This is a genomic window from Kribbella deserti (assembly GCF_042434725.1).
Classification (GTDB): Bacteria; Actinomycetota; Actinomycetes; order Propionibacteriales; family Kribbellaceae; genus Kribbella; species Kribbella deserti.
Map to the genome: position 1 here is coordinate 56,099 of NZ_JBHLTC010000040.1, position 25,322 is coordinate 81,420.

General features: G+C 68.6%; 26 protein-coding genes and 1 pseudogene. 16 read left to right on the forward strand and 11 right to left on the reverse strand.

All coding sequences use genetic code 11. The features are described from left to right. Window positions 1–74 precede the first annotated feature (74 nt). Together ACFFGN_RS31455 and ACFFGN_RS31460 are read left to right on the forward strand one after the other, a co-directional pair. Window positions 75–1,133 carry a hypothetical protein gene (locus ACFFGN_RS31455; RefSeq protein WP_380055271.1) on the forward strand — a complete coding sequence of 353 codons (1,059 nt, stop codon included), beginning with the start codon at window positions 75–77 and terminating at the stop codon, window positions 1,131–1,133. A gap of 52 nt (window positions 1,134–1,185) precedes the next feature. Beyond that, the gene (locus tag ACFFGN_RS31460; RefSeq protein ID WP_380055274.1) at window positions 1,186–1,548 is read left to right on the forward strand and encodes an NADH-quinone oxidoreductase subunit A; all 363 of its coding nucleotides are present in this window, start codon (window positions 1,186–1,188) and stop codon (window positions 1,546–1,548) included. Window positions 1,549–1,572: 24 nt separating this feature from the next. Here ACFFGN_RS31460 and ACFFGN_RS31465 read toward each other — a convergent pair whose 3' ends face one another. Next, window positions 1,573–1,974, reverse strand: a complete 402-nt coding sequence (locus tag ACFFGN_RS31465) for a hypothetical protein (RefSeq protein WP_380055277.1) — start codon at window positions 1,972–1,974, stop codon at window positions 1,573–1,575. Between the two features lie 50 nt (window positions 1,975–2,024). Further along, on the reverse strand, window positions 2,025–2,912 hold the full coding sequence (locus ACFFGN_RS31470; protein WP_380055280.1) for an ornithine cyclodeaminase family protein: 888 nt from the start codon (window positions 2,910–2,912) through the stop codon (window positions 2,025–2,027). Window positions 2,913–3,125: 213 nt separating this feature from the next. Here ACFFGN_RS31470 and ACFFGN_RS31475 point away from each other — a divergent pair, with 213 nt between their 5' ends. Then, entirely contained in the window at window positions 3,126–3,332 is a 207-nt protein-coding gene (locus tag ACFFGN_RS31475) for a hypothetical protein (RefSeq protein WP_380055283.1), read from the forward strand. An 18-nt stretch (window positions 3,333–3,350) separates the two neighbouring features. On the opposite strand, the gene ACFFGN_RS31480 is transcribed toward ACFFGN_RS31475, so the two are convergent. The 3 genes from ACFFGN_RS31480 to ACFFGN_RS31490 form a co-directional block, all read right to left on the reverse strand. Continuing rightward, window positions 3,351–6,248 carry an ATP-binding protein gene (locus tag ACFFGN_RS31480; protein ID WP_380055286.1) on the reverse strand — a complete coding sequence of 966 codons (2,898 nt, stop codon included), beginning with the start codon at window positions 6,246–6,248 and terminating at the stop codon, window positions 3,351–3,353. Window positions 6,249–6,364: 116 nt separating this feature from the next. Continuing rightward, window positions 6,365–6,643: a hypothetical protein gene (locus tag ACFFGN_RS31485; RefSeq protein WP_380055290.1), complete on the reverse strand. Its 279-nt coding sequence runs from the start codon at window positions 6,641–6,643 to the stop codon at window positions 6,365–6,367. Window positions 6,644–6,943: 300 nt separating this feature from the next. Then, window positions 6,944–7,084, reverse strand: coding sequence for a hypothetical protein (locus ACFFGN_RS31490; RefSeq protein ID WP_380055294.1), 141 nt, complete (start codon window positions 7,082–7,084; stop codon window positions 6,944–6,946). Between the two features lie 278 nt (window positions 7,085–7,362). Here ACFFGN_RS31490 and ACFFGN_RS31495 point away from each other — a divergent pair, with 278 nt between their 5' ends. Genes ACFFGN_RS31495 through ACFFGN_RS31505 form a run of 3 tightly spaced genes read left to right on the forward strand, consistent with a single transcriptional unit; the run spans window position 7,363 to window position 8,981 of the window. After that, on the forward strand, window positions 7,363–7,872 hold the full coding sequence (locus ACFFGN_RS31495) for a VOC family protein (RefSeq protein WP_380055297.1): 510 nt from the start codon (window positions 7,363–7,365) through the stop codon (window positions 7,870–7,872). Window positions 7,873–7,913: 41 nt separating this feature from the next. After that, window positions 7,914–8,747, forward strand: coding sequence for a MerR family transcriptional regulator (locus ACFFGN_RS31500; RefSeq protein ID WP_380055299.1), 834 nt, complete (start codon window positions 7,914–7,916; stop codon window positions 8,745–8,747). Window positions 8,748–8,771: 24 nt separating this feature from the next. Beyond that, window positions 8,772–8,981, forward strand: a complete 210-nt coding sequence (locus ACFFGN_RS31505) for a hypothetical protein (RefSeq protein WP_380055303.1) — start codon at window positions 8,772–8,774, stop codon at window positions 8,979–8,981. 60 nt (window positions 8,982–9,041) lie between these two features. Here ACFFGN_RS31505 and ACFFGN_RS31510 read toward each other — a convergent pair whose 3' ends face one another. The 5 genes from ACFFGN_RS31510 to ACFFGN_RS31530 are packed head-to-tail and all read right to left on the reverse strand — an operon-like array spanning window position 9,042 to window position 13,872. Beyond that, window positions 9,042–9,956, reverse strand: a complete 915-nt coding sequence (locus tag ACFFGN_RS31510) for a PfkB family carbohydrate kinase (protein ID WP_380055306.1) — start codon at window positions 9,954–9,956, stop codon at window positions 9,042–9,044. Between the two features lie 31 nt (window positions 9,957–9,987). Further along, entirely contained in the window at window positions 9,988–11,133 is a 1,146-nt protein-coding gene (locus ACFFGN_RS31515; RefSeq protein ID WP_380055309.1) for an ADP-ribosylglycohydrolase family protein, read from the reverse strand. Further along, window positions 11,130–11,846 carry a GntR family transcriptional regulator gene (locus ACFFGN_RS31520; protein ID WP_380055312.1) on the reverse strand — a complete coding sequence of 239 codons (717 nt, stop codon included), beginning with the start codon at window positions 11,844–11,846 and terminating at the stop codon, window positions 11,130–11,132. Before ACFFGN_RS31520 ends, ACFFGN_RS31515 begins: the two co-directional genes overlap by 4 nt. Further along, window positions 11,843–12,415 (reverse strand): cysteine hydrolase family protein, encoded by a 573-nt coding sequence (locus ACFFGN_RS31525; RefSeq protein WP_380055315.1) that lies wholly within the window; start codon window positions 12,413–12,415, stop codon window positions 11,843–11,845. Before ACFFGN_RS31525 ends, ACFFGN_RS31520 begins: the two co-directional genes overlap by 4 nt. Continuing rightward, entirely contained in the window at window positions 12,412–13,872 is a 1,461-nt protein-coding gene (locus ACFFGN_RS31530; protein WP_380055318.1) for a purine-cytosine permease family protein, read from the reverse strand. Before ACFFGN_RS31530 ends, ACFFGN_RS31525 begins: the two co-directional genes overlap by 4 nt. Before the next feature lie 200 nt (window positions 13,873–14,072). Here ACFFGN_RS31530 and ACFFGN_RS31535 point away from each other — a divergent pair, with 200 nt between their 5' ends. Together ACFFGN_RS31535 and ACFFGN_RS31540 are read left to right on the forward strand one after the other, a co-directional pair. Next, window positions 14,073–14,645, forward strand: coding sequence for an NADH-quinone oxidoreductase subunit B (locus tag ACFFGN_RS31535; protein WP_446685230.1), 573 nt, complete (start codon window positions 14,073–14,075; stop codon window positions 14,643–14,645). After that, complete coding sequence (locus tag ACFFGN_RS31540; RefSeq protein ID WP_380055321.1) at window positions 14,642–15,619, forward strand: NADH-quinone oxidoreductase subunit C; 978 nt, start codon at window positions 14,642–14,644, stop codon at window positions 15,617–15,619. The genes ACFFGN_RS31535 and ACFFGN_RS31540 overlap by 4 nt, the downstream gene beginning before the upstream one ends. A gap of 306 nt (window positions 15,620–15,925) precedes the next feature. Here the strand turns inward: ACFFGN_RS31540 and ACFFGN_RS31545 are convergent, their stop codons facing one another. Continuing rightward, window positions 15,926–17,140 carry an NmrA family NAD(P)-binding protein gene (locus tag ACFFGN_RS31545; protein WP_380055324.1) on the reverse strand — a complete coding sequence of 405 codons (1,215 nt, stop codon included), beginning with the start codon at window positions 17,138–17,140 and terminating at the stop codon, window positions 15,926–15,928. Window positions 17,141–17,245: 105 nt separating this feature from the next. On the opposite strand from ACFFGN_RS31545, the gene ACFFGN_RS31550 reads away from it, so the two are divergent. The 8 genes and pseudogenes from ACFFGN_RS31550 to ACFFGN_RS31585 all read left to right on the forward strand — a co-directional run bounded on the left by ACFFGN_RS31550 (window position 17,246) and on the right by ACFFGN_RS31585 (window position 25,312). After that, window positions 17,246–18,205 (forward strand): complex I subunit 1/NuoH family protein, encoded by a 960-nt coding sequence (locus tag ACFFGN_RS31550; RefSeq protein ID WP_380055327.1) that lies wholly within the window; start codon window positions 17,246–17,248, stop codon window positions 18,203–18,205. 452 nt (window positions 18,206–18,657) lie between these two features. Beyond that, window positions 18,658–19,185 carry an alkaline phosphatase family protein gene (locus tag ACFFGN_RS31555; protein ID WP_380055330.1) on the forward strand — a complete coding sequence of 176 codons (528 nt, stop codon included), beginning with the start codon at window positions 18,658–18,660 and terminating at the stop codon, window positions 19,183–19,185. 210 nt (window positions 19,186–19,395) lie between these two features. Further along, window positions 19,396–19,611 (forward strand): annotated as a pseudogene (locus ACFFGN_RS31560) (4Fe-4S binding protein); the annotation flags it as partial. Window positions 19,612–19,724: 113 nt separating this feature from the next. Next, window positions 19,725–20,258 (forward strand): NADH-quinone oxidoreductase subunit J family protein, encoded by a 534-nt coding sequence (locus tag ACFFGN_RS31565; protein WP_380055332.1) that lies wholly within the window; start codon window positions 19,725–19,727, stop codon window positions 20,256–20,258. Continuing rightward, on the forward strand, window positions 20,258–20,587 hold the full coding sequence (gene nuoK / locus ACFFGN_RS31570) for an NADH-quinone oxidoreductase subunit NuoK (protein ID WP_380055336.1): 330 nt from the start codon (window positions 20,258–20,260) through the stop codon (window positions 20,585–20,587). Before ACFFGN_RS31565 ends, nuoK begins: the two co-directional genes overlap by 1 nt. Then, window positions 20,584–22,353: an NADH-quinone oxidoreductase subunit 5 family protein gene (locus ACFFGN_RS31575; protein WP_380055338.1), complete on the forward strand. Its 1,770-nt coding sequence runs from the start codon at window positions 20,584–20,586 to the stop codon at window positions 22,351–22,353. Before nuoK ends, ACFFGN_RS31575 begins: the two co-directional genes overlap by 4 nt. After that, entirely contained in the window at window positions 22,350–23,864 is a 1,515-nt protein-coding gene (locus tag ACFFGN_RS31580; RefSeq protein ID WP_380055341.1) for a complex I subunit 4 family protein, read from the forward strand. Before ACFFGN_RS31575 ends, ACFFGN_RS31580 begins: the two co-directional genes overlap by 4 nt. After that, complete coding sequence (locus ACFFGN_RS31585; RefSeq protein ID WP_380055344.1) at window positions 23,861–25,312, forward strand: NADH-quinone oxidoreductase subunit N; 1,452 nt, start codon at window positions 23,861–23,863, stop codon at window positions 25,310–25,312. The genes ACFFGN_RS31580 and ACFFGN_RS31585 overlap by 4 nt, the downstream gene beginning before the upstream one ends. The last annotated feature ends 10 nt before the right edge of the window (window positions 25,313–25,322 follow it).

A 25,322-nucleotide genomic window follows, 5' to 3' on the forward strand; every position in this document is an offset into this window, starting at 1 on the left:
CACACACGGGAGGCTGGCCCGATCCATCTGTGTCACGGCCGGGTTGTGCCACCGGTTCTCGAGGGAGTTTCACCATGGGCCAGCGCCCCTTCGCGGCCGTTCGCGCCGCCGCTGTCTTGCTTTGCGCCGTACTGGCCCTGCCTGGTTCTGCCTCGGCTTCAGTCACCGCACCCGTCTCCACCGTGGTGGGCCTTTCCGGCCCGACCGCCGCGTCGTACGGCGCCACGGTCCGCGTGACGGGTTACCTGCGGACGTCGCCGGGTGGGACGGCTATCGCCGGGCAGAAGGTTGTGGTCCAGCGCAGTGCGCGCAACCAGAACAAGTGGTCGGCCCTGCGCACGATCACCACCGGCAACGGTTCGTTCGCGTTCGACGTCACCCAGAGCACGGCGTACGACTACCGCGCGGTCTACGCGGGCAGTACGGCGTACAAGCCGGCCACGGGCGCCACGTACTACCCGGCGGTTCTGCGCAAGGTAATCCTCGACTCGATCAAAACCACCGACTACGCCAGTGGCCGCCTGCAAGTCTCCGGACGGGTTTATCCCGCTGGGCCGAAGGTGCAGCTTCAGCGCTGGGTAGCCGCTAGCCGTACCTGGAAGACGATCGGCACCTTTACCGGCAGCGGGACCGCTGTGAAGGTCGACGCGACGGTAGGTGGTTCGGTCCTGACCTACCGCCTCTACTCGCCGATGGCCTTCCCGTACGGCGCAGGCTCCTCGAAGGCCAGGTCGTTCCAGCACTTCGTCTGGCGGGGTGTGTTCAAGAAGCCCTTGCTAGCGCGTGGCGGCACGGCCAACCCGGAGTTCAACGTATTGCCCGCTAGCGAGGTCCCCGCGCTCTCCGAGGCCGACCTGCTGGCCGACCGCACCGGAACGGTCTGGGGCGATCTGAACACTCGAGGCTGCACGAAGATCAAGGCCTGGTTCGGCAACCTCACCGACGGCACAGTCCGGACGTCCTTGCTCAACGGCACCACGGTGATCGGAGCCGTCAACCAGCCGCAAGAGTCCGAGACCGAGCTGATCCGGTCACTGGCCGGTTCCACCCGAACCCGCCTCCAAGTCCAGGACACGAACTCCGGCTACGGTCCCTCTGTCGCTACCGACACCTACGTGCTCTGCAACAACTAGCCCCACGGACCTGACGGGTGCCGACAGGCGTCCGGGGAATTAGGGTGGGGGTATGGCGGAGGGTTATGGCGTGATCGCGGCGGTGGTCGTGCTCGGCCTGGGGGGACTGGTCGGGGCGTTCGCGCTGAACAAGGCGCTGACGGTGACCCACGCGACGCCGGAGAAGCTCACCACCTACGAGTCCGGGGTCGACCCGGTGGGCGAGGGCTGGGCGCAGGCGCACATCCGGTATTACCTGTTCGCGTATCTGTACGTGATCTTCGCTGTCGACGCGGTGTACCTGTTCCCCTGGGCGACGGTGTTCGCGCTGGCCGGATTCGGCGCGGCCAGCCTGGTGGAGATGTTCGTGTTCCTGGCCTTTGTCGCGGTGGGCCTGCTGTATGCCTGGCGCAAGGGCGTCCTGTCCTGGACCTGATCCGCCGGGCTAGTTGGACCTCGGTTAGTTGGACTTGGCGCACTGCTTGCGGAAGGCGGCCGCGGCAGCTTCGCGGGTGGCCTGGTTCGCGGTGACGAGGGCGTCCGCGGCGATGGCGAGGTTCTTGATCGACTCGTCGGAGCTGCCGCGGTAGTGCCCGATCGCGCGGCGCAGAGGCGGTTCGATCACCTTGCGCTGGGCGGCGTTGGCGCTGAACCACGCGTCGCCCGCGTCGCAGAGCAGCTTGCCCGCGGCCTTCGCGTCCACCTTCGGGTCGGGCAGTTCGGTCGGGATCTGCGGGATGTTGACCTTCGGAACCGTCACGTCCGGTACGTCGGGTAGAGCCGGGGTATCTTCCCCGCAGCCGCTCAAGGCCAGGCCGAGTACCAGTGCCACCGCTGCCGTCGTACCGCGCGTCAGTCTCACAGCCACTCCTCCAGTCGGTAGACCTAGCATCCCAGCCTCCGAGGGTCTAACTAAGCGAGCAGACTTGTAACGGCCCAGTCCTGGGCAGCGAGGCCTACGGACTTGAAGACCGTACGACCGCGCGGAGCCGGTGGGGACGCCAAGGCGGCTCCAAGCTCAACAGGTTCCACGGGAAGTCCTGCGGCCAAGGCGTCGATGATCTCGCCGGATTCGGCCAGCGCGGCTTCCAGTTGATCCACCACCACTACCGAGGCGTCGGCGAGCAGGTCGAGCGGCAGTTCGCACATGGACGGCCGGAAGGCGCCGATCGCGTTCACGTGGGCCCGCTCCGGCAGCGCCGACAACTCGAACAACGGTGTGGACGACGACGTCGCGCAGCAGACCACGTCCGCGTCCCCGATGGCCTCGTCGATCGACGTACCGGCGGTGAACAGCACCTCGGCATAGTCATGCGCCAGTACGGCGGCCAGCGTGGACGCGCGGGTGAGGTCCCGCCCGACGATCGTGACGTGTTCGATCGGCCGGACGGCCAGTACGGCGTGGACCTGGTCCGCCGCCTGCGCGCCCGTGCCGATCAAGGTGAGCCGGATCGCGCCCGGCCGGGCCAGGAGGTCTGTCGCGACACCGACGACCGCGCCGGTTCGCAGGGTGGTGAGCGTGGCGCCATCCGCGACGACCTGGCCGCGGGCGCCGGTCCAGACCACGGTCGCCTGCACGGCCGGAACCCGGTCGAGGTCGATGCCGATCGTCTTCACCACGGCCGTGTTCGTGGGCGAGTGGTAGGCCGACATCACCAGCACCTTGCCGTCACCGAAGACCTCGCGGGGCGGGAGCACGAAATGGCCGGCCTGGAGATCGAAAAACGCCTGCCGAACGGCCCGGATGGCCTCTGCCATCGGCACGGCCCGGCGAACCTGATCCGCGCTGAAGGACTTCACCTGTTGATGAAACAGCACCGCGGCCGCACGGCCAAACGGCGTCCGGATTGTGCTGGGCAACCAGCGCGGGCGGTGACCGTGTGTAATTGCTTAGCGCAACAATGCGAAGGTTTCATGTGCATTGAGTAACGGCAGCCCACGCTCTGTTCGCAACAATGTTAGATCATGGTTAAGCTGCTACGTGGGGGAACGGGGAGAACACGGGGAGATGTGATGGCGTGGCATTACTGGGTTCCAGCGTTGGCAGGGCTGTTCCTGCTCTTCGCGATCATCTGCGCGGTCAAGTTCCATCACGCCTCGCAGGTGTTCGATCAGCTGATCAGCAGCGTCGATCAGGCGCGCGATGACGAACTCGCGCAGCGCCGCGACCGCCACGCCGGCCTGATCCACCACCCCCGCCTACGCCACCGCCACCACTAGCGGCGACGTCGAGGCGGCCTACAGCAGTCCCGTGCGACGGGCTACGGCGGCGGCTTCGGTGCGGCTGCGGACGCCCAGCTTGGCCAGGATGTTGGAGACGTGCACGCTCACCGTCTTCTCGCTGATGTACAGCTCGCGCGCCAGCTGACGGTTCGTCCGTCCCTCGGCCAACAGAGCGAGTACCTCGGTCTCACGACCGGTCAGAGCCGTGTTGGCGTCCGTACTGCCCAATTCGGCGAGTAGCGGCTTCGCACCGAGACGGCGGGCCACCTCCGCGGCCAGGTCGGTCTGCTCGTGGGCGTCGGCGATCCGACCCGCGGCCCGCAACGCGGCGGAGAGGTGAACGCGGCACCGGGCCTGCTCGTAGACATACCCGTAGCCGAAGGCCTCGACCGCCCGCTGCCAACTCTCGACCAGTTCCTCCGCGGTAGGCGCGTCGATCGCAGCCAGCCAGCGCAGGCGATCCCACTCCGCGTCCAGACGCGCGAGCCAGGCCCGGCCCTCGACACCGAGCGTACGGCCCGCGGGTAAGCCCTTTTCATCGACGGCCCGGCCCATCTCGACCAGTTCGGCGCCCTTGGCCACGAGCTGGGCGCGAGTGGCGTCCGGCTCGGTCACGACCCGGTGGCAGAGCACTTCGAGTTCGAGACTGGAGAAGCGGACGCGGGCGTGGAACCACTGCGTCTGGAACACCTCGGCGCACAGCTCGGTCGCCGCGTGCAGCGCCCGCTCGGCGGCCGCCGGCTGGTCAAGCTGCAGATACGCGTCGACGGCTCCTCCGACCCCGGCGATCGGGAGCATCACGTCCAGGCTCCACGAACCGCGCCGGTCCTCGAAGTCGGCCGCTACCGAGGTGTCACCGCGGGCGCTGCGAATCCCGAGGCCGAGCGAGACCAGGGCGGCCTCCGCGACGGGTGGCGGCGAGTCGCGAACCGCGGCGGTCGCCATCGCCGCATCCCAGTCGCCCATGACGAACTCGCACAAGGCGAGCATCCGGCGGGAGTCGAACCCGTACACCGCCCATTGCCGGCCGAGCTCGGTGGCGCGCTCGTACGCCGCGCTGAAGGAGGTATGGGCATTGGAGAGATCGCCGAGGTCGTACTGGATCGAGCCCACCAGGAACCGGCTCCGCACCTCGGCCGCGGCGTCGCCCGCCAGCCGGGCCTGCACCGCGGCCTCCTCCAGTTGCTGCATGGCCGTGCGGGGATCGCCCGCGCGACGGCGGAGCTGGGCCAAGGTGATGCTGGCATCGCTGGCGGCATCCTGGTATCCCGCTTTGGCGGCGACCTCGAGCGCCTCGGTGGCCCAGCGCTCGGCCTCCATGTTCCGGCCGAGCGCCCAGGTGGTCCGCGCGTGCAGGGCGAGCACCTCGGCGCGCAGTTGACTCGAGTCCCCGCTGGTCAGCCGTACGGCGAGCGTGCTCGCGCTATGCGCCTCCTGGTCGTGGTCCACCTCCAGCGCCACCGTGGCCAGAGCCAGTAACAGCCGGGCCCGGCCCCTGTCCGGCACGTCTGCGGGCAGATCACCCAGGGTCTTGCGAACCAGCTTCAGCGCGCGCGGCTGTTGCCCGGACAGGGCGGCGGCCTTCGCGGTGGCGCAGACCAGCCAGAGCTTGTCGATCTTCGAGTCGGGCGACGCGTTCGGCAACAACTCCAGCGCCATCTCGTAGTGCTTCAGCGCCTCCTGCGGCGCCGCGACCGACATAGCCTCGTCGGCCGCGCGGACCCGGGCCTCGAACGCGGTGGCCAGATCGTGCGACCGGGTGGCGTGGCGAGCCAGTTCGGCCGCCGTACCAGCGACGGTCTGTTGTTCCAGGGCAGTCGCGTACGCCGCGTGCAGGCGAACGCGCTCGCCCGGCAGCAGGTCGTCGTACACCGCCTCGGCGAGCAGCGCGTGGCGGAAGTAGTAACCGGAATCGCCGGGGTGCTCGATCACGTGGCCGTCGATCAGCTCGCGCAGAGCCGTCTCCAGCTCACGCTCGGGCAGTCCCGCGACGGCGCTCAGCAGGGTGTGCGGCACGCGGCGACCGGCCACGGTGATGACCCGCGCGACCTGGCGAGCGTCCTCCGAGACCGCATCGAGCCGGACGAGCAGCAGATCCGCCAGCTCAGGCGGTACGACGCAGGGATCGCCCATGCTCGACGCGGCGGCGACGAGTTCCTCGGTGAAGAAGGCGTTACCGCCCGCGCGATCGAGGATGCGCTGCACCTCGCGCTCGGCCAACGGCTCGGTGAGCAGGGCGGACAGCAGCGTGCGGGACTCGTCCGCGTCCAAGGGCAGCAGGTTCAGCCGGCGCACGTGCGGAATGCGGGACCACTCGCCGATCACCCGGCGGAGCGGATGACGGCGGTGCAGATCGTCGCTGCGGTACGAGACCAGCAGGGCGATCCGCTGCGTGTTCAGCCGGGTGAACAGGAATCCGATCAGGTCGCGGGTCGAGTCGTCGGCCCAGTGCGCGTCCTCGATCACCAGCAACAGCGGTTCGGCGGCGGAGATCGCGGTCAGCGCGCCCAGCACGGCGTCGAACAGCGCGGCGCGGGCGATCTGGCCGTCCTGCGGCGCGGACGGGGCACCGATCAACCGGTGCGTCGGCAGCAGCCGGCCGATCGCGGGGTAGCCGGTGAGCAGGCCGTCGAGTTGCTCCTGCGCCAGCCGGCCGAAGACCTCGGTGAACGGCAGGTACGGCAGCTCGGCGTCACCGAAGTTGGTGCAATGGCCGACCAGAACACTGAACCCGCGTTCCTGTGCGCCGGTCGCGACCTCGTCCAGCAAACGGGTCTTGCCGACGCCCGCGTCACCGGCCAGCAGCAACGCGCCGGCCCGCCCGGTTCGCGCATCGTCCACGGCGCTGAGCAAGGTGGCCATCTCGGTTGAGCGGCCGACGAGAGGTGTCGAAGTCCAAGGCACGTCGTCCATCTTCGCCCTTGGCGCCGACACCAGTCGACGGCAGCCCACCCGAGTACGCGAACCGCCCCCGGTCGAAGCCCCGGAAGTTGCCGGGAACAAGCGATCGGGGGCGGTGCCGACGGAGGTCATGCGGCCTGGGTGGGACGCAGTCCCCGACGTGCGTGCCGGGCGTGGTGCCGGGCGGTGTGCAGGCTGGCCGGCGACTGCAGCTCATGCGTGGTATGCGCTGCCTGAGCGGCCTCGACAACGCGCGCCTCGGCGGCCTCGACCGCCTGCAGCGCCCGCTCCTGCTTGGCCGCCGCCCGGCGCTGCCGCCAAGCCGACGCCTGGGCGAAGTCCCGGCTGATCCGTTCGGTGCGATAGGTCATCTCGGCTTGAGCGACCTGGGTGGTGGGGAACAACATTTGGTGCCTCCTGGCTGGTGTGGCTCGACTCCTTGTCGATGTCCCTACAGTGCTCCCCTGAGGCCCTCGTCCACATCGGAACAACTCCCTATCCCGCCTCACCCCACTCCCTACCCAGCCTCCTCCCGGACCCCTATGCCGCTCGCCACCGGCGCTTTCCGCGCGTACGGCGAGGCGCAGGGGTCCGCCGTACGGCGAGGGCCCGGGGATGTGGGCGGTCGGGGAAACGTGAAAGCGCGACCGGAGGCGGGGAGCCTGCGGTCGCGCTGGGTGGATGGGGCGGCGGGCGTGGGCCCGGGATCATGCGGTGTGGCGGGCCCGCAGGTGGAAGAAGCGGCGGTGTAACGGCTCGCTGTGCTTGGTCGACCTGCGGTAGCTCTTGGCCAGCAGCTCCTGACGGTAGGAGATCTCGGCCTGGGCTAGCTGGGTGGTGGGGTACATCGTGCGCCTCCTGGCGATTGTTGCCTCGACTCCTTGTCGATGCCCCTAATCTCCCGTTCTGAGGATGCCGCGCACATCAGGACAACTCCCTATGCCGCCGCTCCGCGCTCCCTATCCCGGTCCGCTCACGCCGTCCCCACGCCCTAGACCGCCGGTCACAAGCGTCCGATGAACCCCGACACGCCTGGTCACAAGCGTCCGATGAACGGCGACACGCGGGCGTGGGCGGGGCGGGGCGGGGTTGACCCTGACGTGGCGTGAGGGGGGACGGTGGGGGCATGGCTGATTACTACTCCGCGTTCGAGATGAGTCCTGTTCCGGTGCCGGCGCTTGATGCCGAACCGCCCGAGATCTGCCGGGGCATTTATGGCATGCCGATGTTCGTCACCGTGCCGACGACCGACTTGGCGGCGTCGGTCGACTTCTGGATTCGGGGGATGGGGTTCATCGACCTGTTCACGATTCCCGGGCGGCTCACGCACCTTCGCCGGTGGGCGTTCCAGGACGTGCTCCTGCTCCAGGCCGACGAGCCGGTCGAGAAGGCGCCCGCGGTGAGCGTGAGTTTCTCGTGCGTGTTGCGCCAGATCGACGAGGCGGCCGCGGCTTGTGCCGAACTGCTGCCCGGCTGTACCACCGGGCCACGGAAGACGCCGTGGAATTCCGTTGAGCTGGAGGTTGTCACGCCGGAGCGGGCCCGGGTCATTCTGACGGCCGCCCGTCCGCTCGAACCCGACAGCGAGGAGGCTCGTTATCTCAAGGCCGTCGGCATCGAGCGCCCGAAGGAGTGATGCCCGGAACCGCGCTCGTGCGGGCTGGCAAACTGGAACGCATGACTCTCGGTCCCGAGCCGTCCGACGCCCTGGCTGTTGAAGCTGGGGCGGAGGGTCTGACGGTTGGGGCTGCCGCGTCGGTGGTTGGGGTGACTGTGCGGACGCTGCATCACTGGGACGCGATCGGACTCGTTTGCCCGTCCGGGCGGACCTTGAGCGGCTACCGGCTCTACGCCCCGGCGGATGTCGCCCGGATCCACCGAGTCCTCATCTATCGCGAGCTCGGGTTCCCGCTCGAGGCCATCGGCGCTGTCCTGGACGACCCGTCGAACGACGCCACCAAGTCGCTGCAGCAGCAACGTGACCAGCTGGTCGACCGGATCGCCCGCTTGCAAGGCATGGTCGGTTCGGTCGACCGGCTGATCGAGGCAAGGAACGCGGGCATTCTGCTCTCGGACGAGGAGCAGGTCGCCATCTTCGGTGCGGACTGGCAGCCGTCCTCGGTCATCGAAGCCCGTGAGCGCTGGGGCGACACAGCCCAGTGGGCCCAGTACGCCGAGCGCTCGGCGGGCAGAACCGTCGAGGACTGGCAGGAGCTCGCCGAAAACACCGCGGCTCTCCACGAGGCCCTGGCCACTGCCAAACGGGCGGGCGTCACGCCCGGCAGTCCCGAGGCGAATGCACTCGCGGAGCGGCACCGGGCCTCGATCAGCGCCTACTTCGACTGCACTCATTCGATGCAGGTGTGCATCGGGCGGACGTACGTCGCGGACCCGGGCTACGCGACGTACTACGACGCCATCGAGCCCGGGCTCAACTCCTGGCTAAGCAGCGCCATTGACGCGAATGCCCGATCGCGCGGCATCGATCCGGACACCGCGACCTGGACCTGACGCGGCTGCAGGCTTTGCAGCCGCGTGAACAGTCTGAGCGGCTTCAGCCGGCTGAGCGGTTTCAGCGGTTTCGATGGCTTTCCCGAGGCGTCGCCGGGTGAACCAGCCCGCCCGGCGAAAGTCGCGGCGAATGCGTTCCTGGCGGTAGGCGATCTCGGTAAGGATGAAGTCGGTGTGCGGGTACACGGCGTCCTCCGGAAGCTCGTGGTCGATAACCCGACTCTGCGCGTCTGAGGACGCCCCGGACATCGGTACAACTCCCTACTCCGGCTGCGCCTGCTCTCCCTAGTACGTCTAGGAACGGAGGAAAACGTCTAGCTCCGCACTAGTGGGACCAGTAGCCGGCCCTCGGCGGGTAACGGCCAAGGCCGCGGCAGCGTTCGCACGGCTGGCAGCGGCGGCCGGATCGGCTCCAGCGGCCAGAGCCGCCAGAAAGGCTCCGGCATGCGCATCACCCGCACCGTTGAGGTCAACCGCCTCGACCGCGAAACCCGGCATGAGCCGCGGCTCGGCGCCCCGAACGGCGAGCAGGCATCCCGACGACCCAAGCCGTACGACGACCCCGCGACGGCCTGTCCGTTCTAGAAGGACCCGGGCGGCTTCTGCCGGGTCGGCCAGGTTGGTGAGGTCTGAGGCCTCGCGTTCGTTGCAGCTCCACCAGTCAGTCCGAGCCAGTACGACGGCCAGGTCGTCCGCAGGAACTTGGTGGCCGAGCGGCCCGGGGTCGACGTACACGAGCACGTCGTCGGGGATCCGGCTCAGCCAAGGAACGAGCGCCGCCCGGTTGGACGGGTGCATCAGGCCGTACCCGGACAGGTAGACGAGGTCGTCCGGGCCGAGGCTTATCCGGTCGAGGTCGGCCGCCGTGAGGGTGGATTCGGCTCCACGGCTGGTGACGAAGGTGCGTTCGCCGTCGGCCTCGACCAGCGTGACGACAAATCCGGTGTCTATGCCCGGCGTGATCGGCTGGACCACCTCGATCCCGGCGGCGGTCAAGGCCTCGCGGGCCAGCTCGCCGAACGGGCCAGTGCCGTGCGCGCCGCCGTACCCGACGGGCAGGCCGAGCCGGACCGCCGCCGCCATCACGTTGAAACCGCCGCCCGGGGTGGTCGCCGTACTGCTCGCGATCACGTCACCACCACGCGCCGGCAGATCGTCGATGGTCAGCACCAGGTCGATCACGACATTGCCGAGATGTAGCAGCCTCACGATCGGCCCTGCCGCAGCGCCAGTCCCGGCCTCATGATTGCCTCAGCGCCAGCAGGTCGCCGGCCAGTTCGTCCAGCCGCAGATTGTTGACCTCGGCAACGGTCTTGCGGGCCTCGTCGGGAAAGGCCCCGGCGCCGTGGCAGGCGCCCGCGATCGCACCGGCCATCGCGCCGATGGTGTCGCAGTCACCGCCGACCGACGCGGCCACGCGGCTGGCCAGCCACGGGTCGTCGGGATACGCGGCGAGGATCGCGAAGGCCGCTGGTACCGATTCCTGGCTGGCCAGGCTGGTGCCGACGAGGTCGTAAACCAGAGCGGACACGGCACCTGGGCAGGGAGGCTGTCCTGGTGCCGCTCCGAGACTCGGGCGAGCGGCCGGGGATACGCCGTCCGATCCGACGGTGGCCAGGGAACCACCGGCCCGGGAATGCCGGCCCACGCTCGGGCCGTCCGGAGGGTCAGTCGCATCGTCGATCAGCCGTACGCCGGAACGGATCAGGCCGACGGCCCAATCGATCCGGGTGGCGATATCGGCGCCGGCCACCCAGTGGCCGCGATCAGCCGCGATCCGGGCCGCCTCGATGCCGACGATGATGGCCTCTTGCACGGTCGCGCCGTCCACGCCCGCGCTGACCGCGGCCGCGACGGCCGAAGCGCCGGCGAGGGCCAGACCCGTGTTGTGGGTGACCGCGCTCGCCTCGACCACACGGTCGACCAGTGCCGGTAGATCGCTGCACCCGGTGGCGATACCGACCGGGGCGATTCGCATTGCTGCGCCGTTCGTCGTACCGAAACGGCCGGTCTGGCTGATGTCGGTACCGGCCAGCAGTTCGGTGACGGCGCGTTTCGTGGAAGGCCCGAGCAGGTCGAGCGAACCACGCTCGTGCATCGACTCTTCCCAGGCCAGCAGGCGCCTCGCCAGTTCCTTGCCGTCGATCCGGCCGCCGGACGAGACCAGCAGTTCGGCCAGTAGCAAGGCCTGTTCGGTGTCGTCGGTGATCGCGCCCGCGGGTAAACCGGCGGCTAGCGGTTGGTCCGCCGGGGCCGGGTGAAATCCGTCCAGCACGTCGCCGTACCGCTCGATGATGAGTTCCCTAGGCAACGACTGGGTCGGCATGCCGAGCGCGTCACCGATGGCCAGGCCGTACAGCGCTCCAGTGGCCCGGGCCGTGCTCACTCACCCTCGCTGTAGTGCAGGCTGAGCTCGAAGTGGTCCGGATCGAGCAGGCTGTCCACCTGTTCGGCGAATCGCTCGTCGGCGGTCCAGCTGACCCGCCGGGTGTGCAGGAACCACTCGCCGGGCTCGCGGCCGAGCAGATCGGCCTCGCCTTCGTCGATGGCCCGGCCGCGCAGGCGCTGCTCGCCGTGATGCAGGTACAGGCCGGCCTTGTTCAGGGTGGTGGTGATCGAGTCGTTGTCGAGCCCACGTTCGGGCACGTCCCGCAGGCCCTCGATGGCAGGGATGCAGCTGCGCTCGATCGAGATCGCCGCGCCGTCCACGATCGCCCGGACGCGTTCGATCACGATCACGTCGGGGGAGTCCAGCCCGAGCCGTTCGGACAGCTCGAAGTCCTTTTCCAGCGCGAGCCGCAGCACCCGGACGTGAGTGTTGACGCCGTGCTGGGCCAACGCGTGCGCCCAGCCGAGCCGGTCATCGAGAGGCCGTCCGTCGAACAGCACGAACGAGCCCTTGCCGGTCCGGGTGGTGATCAGGCCGGCCTCGTTCAGATCGGCGAGGGCCGCCCGCACGGTGTTGCGGCTGACGGCGAACCGCTTCGCCAGCTCCACCTCGCCGGGCAGCTGCGCGCCGCTGCGAACCTGGCCGGAGCGAATCTCCTTGGCCAGGATCGCGGCGATCCGCTCGTGCTTGAGGTTGACCCCGCGGATCACTGGTGTTGCACCTCAAGCCCGTCGCGCTCGAGCAGCCCGGCGACCGTCACCACCTCTAGCAGCGGGGCGTACAGGTTCATCACGTCCAGGGCCTTGCGGTGGGTGCGCTCGTCCACACCCGCACAGGCGTCTGCGACGACCTGGACGTGTACGCCGGCATCCACGGCCGCGAGGGCCGTCGAGAGCACGCAGCAGTCGGTAGAGACCCCTGCGAGCACTAGGCGGTTCCCGCTGCCTACCTGTTCGGCAAGTTCGTATCCCCACTTGCTGAAGGTGGTGGCGTCGATAGTCGGCTGACCGTTGTTGAGGCTGTCAACCAGCTGGTACGCATACGAATCAGCTGGTTGCAGTGCGAACGGCCAAGCCTCGTAGTAGTCCTTCCAGGCGCCGTGAGGTTGGTCCGGTGCAACGAACCGGGTGAAGACCACCCGGGGAGCCATAGCCGTCACAAGCTCCTGGATCGGCCCGACGATGTCGTCGAAGCCAGGAGTAGCCCAGCGGCTCTCGGGCTCTGCGAAGATCCGTTGCATGTCGATGACCGCGAGCAGCGGCGCCTGGTGTTCGGTCATTCCCTGATCCCCTCCTGGGCACGGACCCGGCCACGGCCGGTGAAGTACTGGATGACGAATCCGGCGACCAGGGCGAGCAGTACGCCGATGTTGGCGAAGGCCCACGCGCCTTCCTTGCCGCCGATCGGACCGAGCAGATAGCCCTGCCAGGTCAGCCACGGGGCCGAGCCGTTGGTGACGAGGCCCCAGCCGATCGCGGTGGCGGCGAGCACGGTCAGCACGGGGATCCAGCGGATGTCGCCGTAGCGGCCGCGCGGGTCGTACAACTCGGCGTCGGCGTAGTCGCCGCGGCGCGAGGCGATGTCGGCGAGCATGATGCCGCACCAGGCCGCGATCGGAACGCCGAGCGTGATCAGGAAGCCCTGGAACTGCCAGACGAAGTCGGTGCTGAAGAAGACGATGTAGACCGTGCCGATCACCATCAGCGTGCCGTCGATCAGCGCGGCCACCCAGCGCGGCGCCTTCAGGCCGAGGGACAGCAGGGCCAGACCGGACGAGTAGATGTCGAGCACCGCGCCACCGACCAGGCCGAGTACGGCGACGATGGCGAACGGAACCAGGAACCAGGTCGGCAGCAGTTCGGCCAGCGCGCCGATCGGGTCACCGGCGATCGCGGCGCTCAGGTCCGTCGACGAACCGGCCAGCAGCAGGCCGAAGAAGAGCAGTACGAGCGGGGCGATCGCCGCGCCGAACGTGGTCCAGCCGACAACGCCCTTCGAGGACGACGAACGCGGCAGGTAGCGCGAGTAGTCCGCGGCGGCGTTGACCCAGCCGAGGCCGAAGCCAGTCATCAGGAAGATCAGCGCGCCGATCACGGCCTGGGTCGAACCGGCCGGCAGCGCCGAAACCGTGCCCCAGTTGATGGTGTCGGCCACCAGCGCGATGTAGATGACGGTCAGTACGGCGGTGACCACGGTGATGATGGCCTGCAACCGCATGATCAGGTCGAAGCCGAGTACGCCGGCGGCGACGATCAGCGAGCCGACCACGACCAGCGCGATCAGCTTGGTGGCGTTGCCGCCGCCCCAGCCGAGCCGCTCGAAGATGGTGGCCGTCGCCAGCGTGGCGAGAATGGTCAGCACGGTCTCCCAGCCGACCGTCAGCACCCAGGAGATGAACGACGGCAGTTTGTTGCCGCGCACCCCGAACGCCGCCCGGCTGAGCACCATCGTCGGCGCCGAACCGCGTTTGCCGGCCAGGGCGATCAAGCCGCAGAGCAGGAACGAGAAGACCACGCCGATCAGGCCGGCGAAGATCGCCTGCCAGAACGAGATACCGAAGCCGAACGTGAAGGCGCCGTAACTGAGACCGAGCACGGAGACGTTCGCGCCGAACCACGGCCAGAACAGGTCCCGCGGCCGCCCTTTACGTTCGGCGTCGTCGATGACGTTCAGACCGTTGCTCTCCACCGACAGCGCCCGGGTGGCGGTGGCCCCCGGGTCCAACTGCTCGACCATCTTTTCTCCTCCTGGGACAGGACGCGGGAACAGGCTGCCGTGGGCTGGCCGGATAGAACCTGTTCAGTCCTGTTCAGTCACGCTAAGTTGCGGTTCGTTACCCGTCAAGGCGCTGAGGCCCGCCTTAACGTGCCTCTTTCAACTACCGCTCGATCGTTACTTTCGCCGGCTCGCGGCGGGCGCGCGGGTAGGCTTTGGCCGTGTCCACTCCAGACCGCGCGGTCCATCTGCCGACGCCCACCGTTGGGCCGCCGCAGGTCGGTGCGCTGGCCCGGCTGGCGCCGGCTCCGGTGCGCTATCTGCTCAACTGGGGCCGCAAGTACTCGTTGTGGGTCTTCAACTTCGGCCTGGCCTGCTGCGCGATCGAGTTCATCGCCGCGTCCATGGGGCGGCACGACTTCATCCGGCTCGGCGTGATCCCGTTCGCGCCCGGACCGCGGCAGGCCGATCTGATGGTCGTCTCGGGTACGGTGACCGACAAGATGGCCCCGGCGATCAAGCGCCTGTACGACCAGATGCCCGAGCCTAAGTACGTCATCTCCTTCGGGTCCTGCTCCAACTCCGGCGGCCCGTACTGGGACTCGTACTGCGTCACCAAGGGCGTCGATCAGATCATCCCTGTGGACGTCTACGTACCTGGCTGCCCTCCCAGGCCGGAGGCGTTGCTGCAGGGCATTCTCAAATTGCAGGAGAAGATCGCGGGCGAGAAGCTCGAAGACCGGTACGAGCCGTCCCCGCAGGCACTGACCCGCGGCCTGGTGTTGCCGAAGTGACGGCCGACGTCCTGGCCCAGGCCACTTCCGTGCTCACCGCGGCCGGAATCGCCGTCACCCCGGCCGAGAGCTTCGAGCCGCAGGCACTGGATGTACCGGCCGAATCGTGGGTCGAGGTCCACGAACTGCTGCGCGACCAGGTCGGCCTCACCTTCTTCGACTTCCTCAGCGCGTCCGACGAGCTGAACGACGGCTTCCGGGTTGTGAGCCACCTCGCGGACTTCTGGGGCGGCGGCCACGTCGAGCACCTCCTGCTGCGCACACTCATTCCCCGTACGACGCCCCGCTTGGCCACGCTTACCGAGGTATTCGCGGGCGCCGACTGGCACGAGCGCGAAACCTTCGAGATGTTCGGCATCGACTTCGAGGGCCACCCGAACCTCATCCCGCTTCTGCTGCCCGACGGCTTCGAAGGCAACCCCCTGCGCAAGGAGTTCATCCTGGCCTCCCGGGTGGCAAAGCCCTGGCCAGGCGCCAAAGAACCAGGCGAGTCCGACCACGCCCCAACCCCCATACCGGCCGTTCCCGCTGCTCCTGGGGCTGAGGCGGCTCCGGGCGCTCCGGCGGCTCCCGCAGCGGCGGACGGGTCTGCTGGGGATGCGGCGGCGCCAGCCGCGGAGGCGGGCGCGCGACCGCCCCGGGCCGCAAAGAAGACCGGCGCGCCGAGCCGCCGCAGGACGTTGCCACCCGGCGTACCGGACCCGGAAACCTGGGGCCCCCGCCCACCCGGGTCACCCGACCCCGACCCGTTGGCCGCCGCCCAAGCCGCCTCCGCCCCCGCGCGCCCCCGCCGCGCCGCAGGCGAACGACGCGCCCCCGGCGAACGCCGTACCGCCAAAACCACCGAAGCGCCCCCGACCACCGAAGCGCCACCGACCACCGAAGCGCCCCCGACTGCCGAAGCGGCTCCAGCCGCGGAACCGGCTTCAGTGGCCGAAACACCTTCAGCGGCCGAGGGGCCTGCTGAGGACTAGGGCAGTTGCTAGCTCCGAGGCGGCAGCCGCGGCAATCTCGGCGCCGGGTTGTACGCGTAGGGCTGACTGTGGTGGTTACAGGAGGCTGGCAGGGGTAGTCGTGTCCTAGCGGCCCTATCACCCCCTGCTAGGCCCCGGTTTCCCGTGCCAAGACGTCCTCCAGACCCTGCCCAAGTGCACCGGCTGCCGACTTGTGGCGCGGCTACCCGGCTGCAACCAGGTGGTGGTCAAACAACTCGGCACCGGACCGCCCATAACCCGGCAGCTGCACCAAAACCCGGTAGCCGCCAGCCGCCAGCCGTCCGGCTACGGCGCAGGGTGGTCGGGGAGGGTGAAGTAGAAGACCTCCTCGCGGACAATTCGGCTGTTGGTGACGGTGTAGAGGGACATCTTGCTGGTGGTGCCCGGGTCGCTCAGGTCGAGATCGCCCGCGCCGAAGATGAACCGAACCGCGAACTGGTTGCCGGCCAGGAACGGCCCTTGCACGTCCACCTTTTCGATCACGTGCCCGTCCAACAGGCGCACGCTGTTCTCGAAGATCGCGTTCAGCCCCTTCAAGGGAGTCGGGTCGCCCCCGAACTCGATCGGCGCGATCCGCTCCATCTCCGGCGACAGCAAGGTCATCGCCGACTCCATCGCCCCGCCGCGGAAGGCCTCGACGTACCGCTCGGCCACCTCCGTCGTGGTCAGGGGGCGGAACGCGTCGGCGTGGTCCTCGACCCACTCGCGGTACGTCAACGCCGGTCGGCCGAGAACGTTCTCGACGGTGGTCTCGACACCTTCAGGGTTCTCCACCAGCGAGGCCCAGTACGGCATGGCCTCGGCCGCGAACTCCTCGCCCAGCTGCGCCACCAGGTGGGCCCGCGCCACCTCGGGCGAAACCTCCACGACCCGCAGCGGGCGGTCGATCACCTCGCCGATGATCCGGATCTGCTCGCGCTGGGTCAGCGTTTCCGGACCGGTCAAGGTCAGCGTTTCGCCGACGCGCCGATCCAGCAGGGCCCGTACGGCGACCTCGGCGATATCGCGTTCGTGAATGAGCGAGCGGCCCGCCTCGGTGTACGGGAGGTGGACCTCGTCGCCACGCAGGGTCTGCTCGGACCACTCCAGCGTGTTGGCGGCGAAACCACCCGCGCGCAGGAAGGTCCAATCCAGGCCGGCCTTCCGTACCAGCTGCTCGATCGTGCCCCAGACGCCGTTCTGCTCGGCGCTCTGGTCATCGCGTACGGCGCTGGCGGACAGGTAGACGACGTGGCCGGTGAGCTGTTCGACCACCTTTTCGGCGCCGTCCGGCGGGTAGAACGGCCAGAGCAAGAAAGTGCCGTCCGTACCGGTTGATGCCGCGGCGACGGAAGCGGGATCCGTCAGATCACCCGCAACCAGCTCGACGCCTACCGGCAGGCCCGCCAGCGCGGGGTTGCGGACCAGGGCCCGCACGGTCACGCCGGCCGCGAGCAGGCCGGTGACCACGTGGCGGCCGACGTTGCCGGTGGCGCCGGTTACCAGGATTGTGCGTGTCATCGCAGAGCCTTCCAATCGATTGCCGCGAGGGGAGATCCGCCCGCGAGGTAAGGCTCGTGCCTCAACAAAGGTTGAGGTCAAGCCGGAACCGTTAGGCTCTGCCGCATGGAGCTGATCGCCGTGCTGGAGTTCCTGCTGCGGGTCGCCGGCGTGATCGTCGCGTTCCTGGTGCTGCCGTTGGTGGTCGGGCAGACCGAGCACAAGGTGATGGCGCACATGCAGTCCCGGCTCGGCCCGATGTACGCGGGTGGTTTCCACGGCTGGGCCCAGCTCGTCGCGGACGGCGTGAAGTTCGTGCAGAAGGAGAGCGTCACTCCGGCCGCCGCCGACAAGCGGGTCTTCGAGTGGGCTCCGATCGTCGCGATCCTGCCGTACATGGCCGCCCTCGCCGCGATCCCGGTGATGCCCGGCATCGTCGGCGCTGATCTCGACTCCAGCCTGTTCTTCGTACTCGCGGTGATGAGCATCGGGGTGCTCGGTTCGCTGATGGCGGGCTGGGCCAGCGGCAACAAGTACAGCCTGCTCGGTGGTCTCCGGGTCGCGGCCCAGCTGATGAGCTACGAGCTGCCGTTCGTACTGTCCGCCGCGAGCGTGGCCGTCGCCGCCGGCACGTTGAGCCTGACCGGTATCGCCGAGGCGTGGAGCCCGTGGTGGTTGCTATGGCAGCTGCCTGGCATGTTCGTGTTCTTCGTGGCGGGTCTGGCCGAATTGCAGCGGCCGCCGTTCGACATGCCGGTGGCCGACTCCGAGGTGATCTTCGGGCCCTACACCGAGTACGGCGGTCTGCGCTTCGCGATGTTCCTGCTCGCCGAGTACGCCGGCATCGTGGTGCTGGCCGGTCTGACCACGGTGATGTTCCTCGGCGGCTGGGCCGGTCCAGGCCCCGATTCGCTCGGCTGGTTGTGGACCCTGCTCAAGGTCGGCGCCGTCTCGTTCCTGGTCATCTGGATCCGCGTCGCCTTTCCCCGCTTCCGCGCCGACCAGCTCCAGCGCCTCGCCTGGCAAGGCCTCGTCCCCCTGGCCCTGCTCCAACTGGCCATCACCGGCATCGTCGTAGCCCTCTAACAACGACAACGTAAACACGCGCCACCACGGCCCGGACCCGCACAACCAAAGGCCGGACTGCCGGACGGACGTGTGCCGCCTCTCCGGAGACTCGACGCGTGGCCGCGTGGCCGCGTGGACGCGTGGAGGCCCGGGCGCCGCGGTGCTCAGGTGAGGTGTATCCGGTATCGCCTTGCCGGCTAGCGCTCGACGTTCGCGGGTCGACCTCTCCGATCCCGGACACGAGTGCCGGGATTTTGCTCGGCTACCCGGTTGTGGTGCCGCCGCTGCCGAGTTGTTTGACCGCTACCCGGTTCCAACCAGGTAGCCGCGCCAAAAGTCGGCAGCCGACCCCCCGTCTACCGCCGGCCGTCGGTCGTCTCCTGTTCACCGCTTGGCCGTTGACGCTGTCGTACGGCCTTTCACAAGTTGGTCCGGACCAATTTTCGAGCCTCTCGTGACCCGAGGAACGCGTGAAGAGATCCGCCGCCCTGTTCGCCCTGGCGACCCTGACCACCGTCGCGCTCGTACCCCAGCCCAGCTGGTCCAAGCCGAGCGCCCCGATTCCGAAGGTCGTGGTGATCGGCGTCGACGGCGCCATGCTGCCGAAGATCCAGGCCTTCGATACCCCTGCGCTGAAAGGCCTGATCGCCGGCGGCCATGCCGCCCAGACCACCCTGTACGCGCAGCCGTTCGCGCCGACGCTGTCCGGCCCGGGCTGGGCCACCAACGCGACCGGCGTCTGGCCCGACAAGCACAAGGTGAAGAGCAACAGCTGGGGTACGGCGACCGACCTCAGCCGCCATCCGGATTTCCTCACCCGGCTGGAACGGGCCAGGCCCCTGACGTACGGCGGTGACGTGATCGCGAAGGCCGAACGGCTCGAGGTGGCCGTGCCGGCAGGAGCCCGCCGGATGACGATCACGTGGACCCTGACCAACGGCGACAACGACTGGTACTGGGCCATCGACGCGCCCCACGTGACCAAGCCGGCCCCTTAGGCAGGGCTGATCGCGGCATGAGGGCGGCGGACCCACTAGTGTCAGGCCTCAGGACTCTCGGACGGAGGAGGAGGCGTGGCTGTACCAGGTAAGGGACTGATCGACGGCCTCAAGGTCACCGCGAAGACCCTGTCTCGCCGTTCCGTCACCGAGCAGTACCCGGATGTCCAGCCCGAACTGCCGCCGCGGACGCGGGGCGTGATCGCGCTGATGGAGGAGAACTGCACCTCGTGCATGTTGTGCGCGCGGGAGTGCCCGAGCTGGTGCATCTACATCGACTCGCACACCGAGACCGCGCCGTCGGTCGGTGAGCAGGCGCGGGAGCGCAGCCGGAACGTGCTGGACCGGTTCGCGATCGACTTCTCGCTGTGCATGTACTGCGGGATCTGCATCGAGGCCTGCCCGTTCGACGCGCTGTTCTGGTCGCCGGAGTTCGAGTACGCCGAAACCGATCTGCGCAATCTCACCCACGAGAAGGAGCGGTTGCGGGACTGGATGTGGACGGTGCCGGCGCCCCAGCCGATCGACGGAGGCGAGGCGTGACCACGGTGCTCTTCGCCGTCGCCGCGCTGGTGACACTGGTCGCCGCGGTACAGGTGGTCATCTCGCGCCGGATCGTGCACGCGGCTCTCTGGCTGGTGGTCGCGCTCGGCGGCGTGGCCGGCTGCTTCGGCGCCCTGCAGGCCGAATTCGTCGCGCTGGTTCAGATCCTGGTGTACGTCGGCGCCATCGTGGTGCTGGTGCTCTTCGCGCTGATGCTGACCAAGGCCCCGACCAATCCGTTGCCGGGTATCACCACCGGCCGGAGCCCGTTCGCCGCCGTCGTGGCGACCGGGCTCGGCCTCGTTTTGAGCCTGGGCGTGATCCTGGCCTTCGGCGGCGAGCGGATCCAGCCTGTGCCGGAAGGCTCGGCCACGGCCATCGGCACCGCCGTCTTCAAGACCTGGGTGCTGCCGTTCGAAGTGCTTTCGGTGTTGTTGCTCGCGGCCCTCGTCGGCGCCATCGTGCTCTCCCAGCGACCCGACCGGACCACGCTCGCCACGGCGGATGAGGCTGAGGAGGAGCGGGACTGATGCCGTTGATCCTGCCGCTGCTGCTGGCGGTCGTGCTGTTCTGCGTCGGCGTGTACGGCGTACTCGCGCGCCGCAACGCGATCACCATGCTGATGTCGTTCGAGCTGATGCTGAACGCCGTGAACCTGAACCTGGTCGCGTTCGACGCCTGGCACCTCGACGGCCTGGCCACCGGCCAGACGATGGCGGTCTTCGTGATCACGATCGCGGCAGCTGAGATCGGCCTTGGCCTGGCGATCATCCTGCTGCTGTTCCGCGGCCACGGGCACGTCGACGCGGACAGCGCGCGCGATCTGGTCGAGGCCCCCGCGGTGGAGGAGGCCAGGTGATCGCGACCGCCTGGCGCGTCTTCGGGATCGCCTTCTCGCTGGCCGTCATCGTCGCCGCCGCGATCCTCGCCGGAACGGAGCCCGGGCAGTACCAGTTCGCGACCGCGCTCGCCGGTGACCAGGTGATCGGATTCGGCGTCCGCACCGACGACCTCACGGCGTACATGCTCGCGGTGGTCGGGGTGGTCGCCACCTGCGTCCAGGTGTACTCGATCGGCTACCTGCACCACGAGCCGCGCATCGCGCCGTACACCGCCCTCGTCACGCTCTTCACGGCGGCGATGGTCAGCGTGGTCGTTGCCGACAGCCTCTTCCTGCTGTTGATCGGCTGGGAGGTGATGGGCGTCTGCTCGTACCTGCTGATCAGCCATTACTGGGAACGGCGTGACGCTCGCTCCGGCGCGGTCAAGGCCTTCCTGATGACCCGGCTGGGCGATGTCGGTTTCCTGTTCGGCATCTTCGTCCTCGGTTTCGCCGCCAAGACCTTTACGATCAGCGAGCTGGACCCGGCCAAGATCCCGCCGGGCGCCTTGACCGCCGGCACGTTGCTGCTGCTCGTCGGGGTTGTCGGCAAGTCCGCGCAGGTGCCGCTGCAGACCTGGCTGCCCGACGCGATGCCCGGCCCGAGCCCGGTCAGCGCCCTGATCCACGCGGCCACCATGGTCGCGGCGGGCGTCTTCCTGATCGCCCGCTTGTACGACGTGTTCGCGGCGGCCGAGACTACCTTCACCGTGCTGGCCATCGTCGCCGCGATCACGATGGTGTTCGCGGCGCTCTGCGCATCGGCCGCCGTCGAGGTCAAACGCGTGCTCGCCTGGTCGACCGTGAGCCAGCTGGCCATCATGTTCGCCGGACTTTCGCTGGGTTCGGAGAAAGGCCGTCACGCGGCGTTGTTCCACCTGCTCACGCATGCCGCGTTCAAGGCGCTGTTGTTCCTTTGTGCGGGTGTACTGCTGCATCAGGTCGGAAGCGCCGCCCTGGTGGTTCTTCGCCGGTACACGCGTCGCGGCGCGCTGCGAAAGGCGATGCCCGTCACCTTCGTCACGATGACGATCGGCCTCGCGGCACTCGCCGGCGTACCGGGTTTTGCCGGGTTCTTCTCCAAGGACGCGGTGGTCGAGGCCGCTTGGAGTACCGCCCGGAATGGTTCGGCCGTGGGCTGGATCGTGCTGGTGGCGGTTTGCCTCACCGCCGTACTGACGGCCTTCTACTGCGTGCGGTTGTGGTTGTGGGTGTTCTTCCGGACGCCCGCGCTCGCCGGTGCGCTTGGCGCCTTCGAGGAAGAGGAGGCGATGGCGGATCTCGACGAGCCGGACACCTCGGGCCTGCGCGACGGCTCGCTGCTGATGCTGATCCCGCTCGGCGTGCTCGCCCTCGGCGCGATCGGCCTCGGGTACGTCGAAGGGCTGCACCTCAATCTCGGCGTGGGCCTGCTGACGCTGGTGCTGGCCATCGTCGGTGCCATGCCGGCGTACTCGTTGTGGCAGCGTGGGGCGGATCCACGGCCCGAGTTGCTGGAGCGGGAGTTCGGGGTGGACTCGTTCTACGACAAGGCGGTTGTGACGCCGGCGCGGTGGTTCGCGCGACTGGCCGTCGCGGGAGACCGTGACGTCATCGGTGGGTATGTGCGCGGTTTCGGCCGAACCGGGACACTCGTTTCGCAGGGCTTCCGCCTGCTGCAGACCGGCAACGTGCAGACGTACCTGACCGCCGCCGTGGTCGGTGTGGTCGCGCTCGCGATTCTCGCGGGGGTGATCGGCGCATGAGCACGGTTCTGCTGGTCATGCTTGGTCTGCCGTTGCTGGCGGCAATCATTCTCTGGGCGCTCCCGGTGACAGTGGGCGATCGGATCGCGGCCGCCTTCGGTGCCGTCGTCTCCGGTCTCACCTTGATCGGCTCCGGCGTGCTCTGGTCCCGGATGACCGACTGGCATTGGGTCGCCACTTCGTCTCAGCCCTCCGCGTTCTCCTGGTCTGAGACGAACACACCCTGGATTCCGCCGCTAGGTGTGCGTTTCCATGTCGGCGTCGACTCGATCTCCGTGCCGCTGGTCGCGCTCACCGCGCTGCTGGTCTTGCTCTGCTGCGTGTACTCGCTGCGCATCACCCCGCGCGTGGGCCGGACCCGCTCGCTGATCGCGCTGCTGCTGGTGATCGAGGCCGGCGTGATCGGCACGTTCTCCGCTCTCGACCTGGTGCTGTTCTTCGTCTGCTTCGAGATCGTGCTGATCCCGATGTGGCTGGTGATCGACATCTGGGGTGATCACCACGACCCGGCCGGACGTCGCCGGGCCGCGACCACCTTCGTACTGATGACCGTCGCCGGTTCCGCGGTGATGCTGCTCGGGTTCCTGCTGGTCTACCGCGAGGTCGGCACGTTCGACCTGGTCTGGCTGACCCAGAACCCGATCACCGGCGGCCACGGCGTACCGCTGCTGGCGGCGGTGCTGATCGCGCTCGGCCTCGCGGTGAAGCTGCCGCTCTGGCCGTTGCACATCTGGCTTCCCGACGCGCACGCGAAGGCCCCGACGGTTGGTTCGGTGTTGCTCGCCGGGGTGTTGCTGAAACTCGGCAGCTACGGCCTGATCCGGATCCTCCTGCCGGTACTGCCGGAGGCCACCGTCACGATCGCGCCGTACCTGGCCGGCTTCTCGACCGTGGCGATCATCGCGGGTTCACTCGCCTGCCTGGCGCAGACCGACCTCAAGCGCCTGATCGCTTACTCCAGCGTCGGGCACATGGGTTTCATCGGTCTTGGCATCGCCACGATGTCGCCCAAGGGCCTCAGCGGCGCGCTGTTCGCGAATATCGCGCACGGGCTGATCACCGGCCTGCTGTTCTTCCTCGCGGGCGCGATCAAGGACCGGCACGACACCAGCGACCTGCGCACGATCGGCCGCGCCCTGTACGCCCGGTTGCCGCGGATCGCGGCCCTGCTGACGTTCGCGTCGCTGGCCAGCCTGGGGCTGCCGGGACTGGCCGGATTCTGGGGCGAGATGCTCGCGCTGTTCGGCGCGTACCAGCCCGGGCCGGGTCTGCCGCGGGGCACCTTCCTGACCATGATGGTGATCGCCGGCCTGGGCACGGTGCTGACCGCCGCGTACTTCCTGCGCCTGGTGCGGAACCTCAACCAGGGTGATCCCGCCGAGTACCCGGCGACCGCCTTCGCCGTCGACCTGAGCCGGATCGAACTGATCACCTGGGCGCCGCTGGTCGCCCTGACCGTTCTGCTCGGCGTGTGGCCCGGCCTGCTCCTCGACTACTGGAACTTCTCGTGACGATCACCTGGACCGACTGGCAGGCGGCGACCGTACCGCTGGTGCTCGTGCTCGCGGCGATCGCCGTGCTGCTCGTGGACGCCTTCTGGAGCACCGGCGACAAGCGGCTCAAGCACACCGTGATCAGCGTGATCGGGGTCGGCGCGATCGTCTTCGGGCTGGCCTTCGTACTGGTCAAGCGCAACGACTTCCTGCCCGCCTTCTGCCGGTTCGCCGCGGAGGGCCCGGCCGAGTGCAGCCTGGTGGTCGAACCGTTGACGGTCGGTCTATGGGTCGTACTGCTCGGTGGTGGCCTCGGCGTGGTCGGCCTGTCGGCTTACCGGTTGCTCGACGCATCGATCCCGGTCGGGGAGTACCACTTCTTGTTGCTGAGCGCCCTGAGTGGTGCCGTCGTACTCGCGGGCGCCCGCGACCTCGCCACCTTGGTGATCGCGCTCGAAGTGGTTTCGCTGCCGAGCTTCGCGCTGGTGGCCCTGCGCCGGGATCGCCGTGGTTCCGAGGCCGCGCTGAAGGCCTTCCTGGTCTCGGTGCTTTCGACGGCCGTGATGCTCTTCGGCATCTCCTACCTGTACGGCGTAACCGGCACGCTCTACCTGCAGTCGATCAGCTCGCGCATGCTCGACCTCGATCCCGGGCTGCACCGGGTGGCCCTGGCGGCAGGGTTGTTCGTGCTGGTCGGGTTCGGCTTCAAGATCGCGGCCGTTCCGTTCCACGGCTGGCTGCCGGACACATACTCCGGTGCGCCGATCGAGGTCACCGCCTTCCTCGCGGTGGTGTCCAAGTCCGCCGGTGTGGCGGGCCTGCTCGTACTCGTGACGAGTGGAGTCGTTCCCGACGGCTCGGCCCTTCGTACGGCGGTTGCGGTACTCGCCGCCGTCACCATGACGGTCGGCAACCTGGCCGCCCTCCGCCAGGTCGAGGCCGTACGACTGCTCGCCTGGTCCTCGATCGGCCAGGCCGGTTTCCTGCTCGCGCCGCTGGCCATCGGCGACGCCGCGACCGTGGTCGGTTATCTCGCCGCCTACGTCATCGTCACCGTCGGCGCCTTCGGCGCGGTCGCCGTGGTCCAGCGCCACCGCCCCGCAGGCCTGCTCACCGACTACCGCGGCATGATCCGAACCGAGCCCGGCCTCGGCGCGAGCCTGGTTCTCTTCCTGGTGGTACTCGCGGGCCTACCGCCGGGCCTCGCCGGCCTGTTCACCAAGTTCGCCGCCTTCGGCTCGGTCATCGACGCCGACCTGATCTGGCTCGCCGTGGTGATGGCCCTCAACGTGATGATCGGCCTGGCCGTCTACCTCCGCTGGGTGGCCGAACTCTTCCGCCTCCCGGTCGACAACCCCTTCAACGTCAACATCGAAAACCCAGCCGTAGCCGTCATCGGCACCTGCCTGGGCGCCACCGTAGTCCTCTCCCTCCTCCCCGCCACCCTCTTCACCCTCGCCCGCTAATTTCTCGCCC

Bases quoted from the DNA above. Each gene is read 5' to 3' on its own strand.
- ACFFGN_RS31525 (WP_380055315.1), bottom strand. From the start codon at position 12,415: ATGACCGAACACCAGGCGCCGCTGCTCGCGGTCATCGACATGCAACGG.
- ACFFGN_RS31545 (WP_380055324.1), bottom strand. From the start codon at position 17,140: ATGACACGCACAATCCTGGTAACCGGCGCCACCGGCAACGTCGGCCGC.
- ACFFGN_RS31475 (WP_380055283.1), top strand. From the start codon at position 3,126: ATGGCGTGGCATTACTGGGTTCCAGCGTTGGCAGGGCTGTTCCTGCTC.
- ACFFGN_RS31500 (WP_380055299.1), top strand. From the start codon at position 7,914: ATGACTCTCGGTCCCGAGCCGTCCGACGCCCTGGCTGTTGAAGCTGGG.
- ACFFGN_RS31550 (WP_380055327.1), top strand. From the start codon at position 17,246: ATGGAGCTGATCGCCGTGCTGGAGTTCCTGCTGCGGGTCGCCGGCGTG.
- ACFFGN_RS31490 (WP_380055294.1), bottom strand. From the start codon at position 7,084: ATGTACCCCACCACCCAGCTAGCCCAGGCCGAGATCTCCTACCGTCAG.
- ACFFGN_RS31580 (WP_380055341.1), top strand. From the start codon at position 22,350: ATGAGCACGGTTCTGCTGGTCATGCTTGGTCTGCCGTTGCTGGCGGCA.
- ACFFGN_RS31530 (WP_380055318.1), bottom strand. From the start codon at position 13,872: ATGGTCGAGCAGTTGGACCCGGGGGCCACCGCCACCCGGGCGCTGTCG.
- ACFFGN_RS31460 (WP_380055274.1), top strand. From the start codon at position 1,186: ATGGCGGAGGGTTATGGCGTGATCGCGGCGGTGGTCGTGCTCGGCCTG.
- ACFFGN_RS31455 (WP_380055271.1), top strand. From the start codon at position 75: ATGGGCCAGCGCCCCTTCGCGGCCGTTCGCGCCGCCGCTGTCTTGCTT.
- nuoK (WP_380055336.1), top strand. From the start codon at position 20,258: ATGCCGTTGATCCTGCCGCTGCTGCTGGCGGTCGTGCTGTTCTGCGTC.
- ACFFGN_RS31480 (WP_380055286.1), bottom strand. From the start codon at position 6,248: ATGGACGACGTGCCTTGGACTTCGACACCTCTCGTCGGCCGCTCAACC.
- ACFFGN_RS31495 (WP_380055297.1), top strand. From the start codon at position 7,363: ATGGCTGATTACTACTCCGCGTTCGAGATGAGTCCTGTTCCGGTGCCG.
- ACFFGN_RS31485 (WP_380055290.1), bottom strand. From the start codon at position 6,643: ATGTTGTTCCCCACCACCCAGGTCGCTCAAGCCGAGATGACCTATCGC.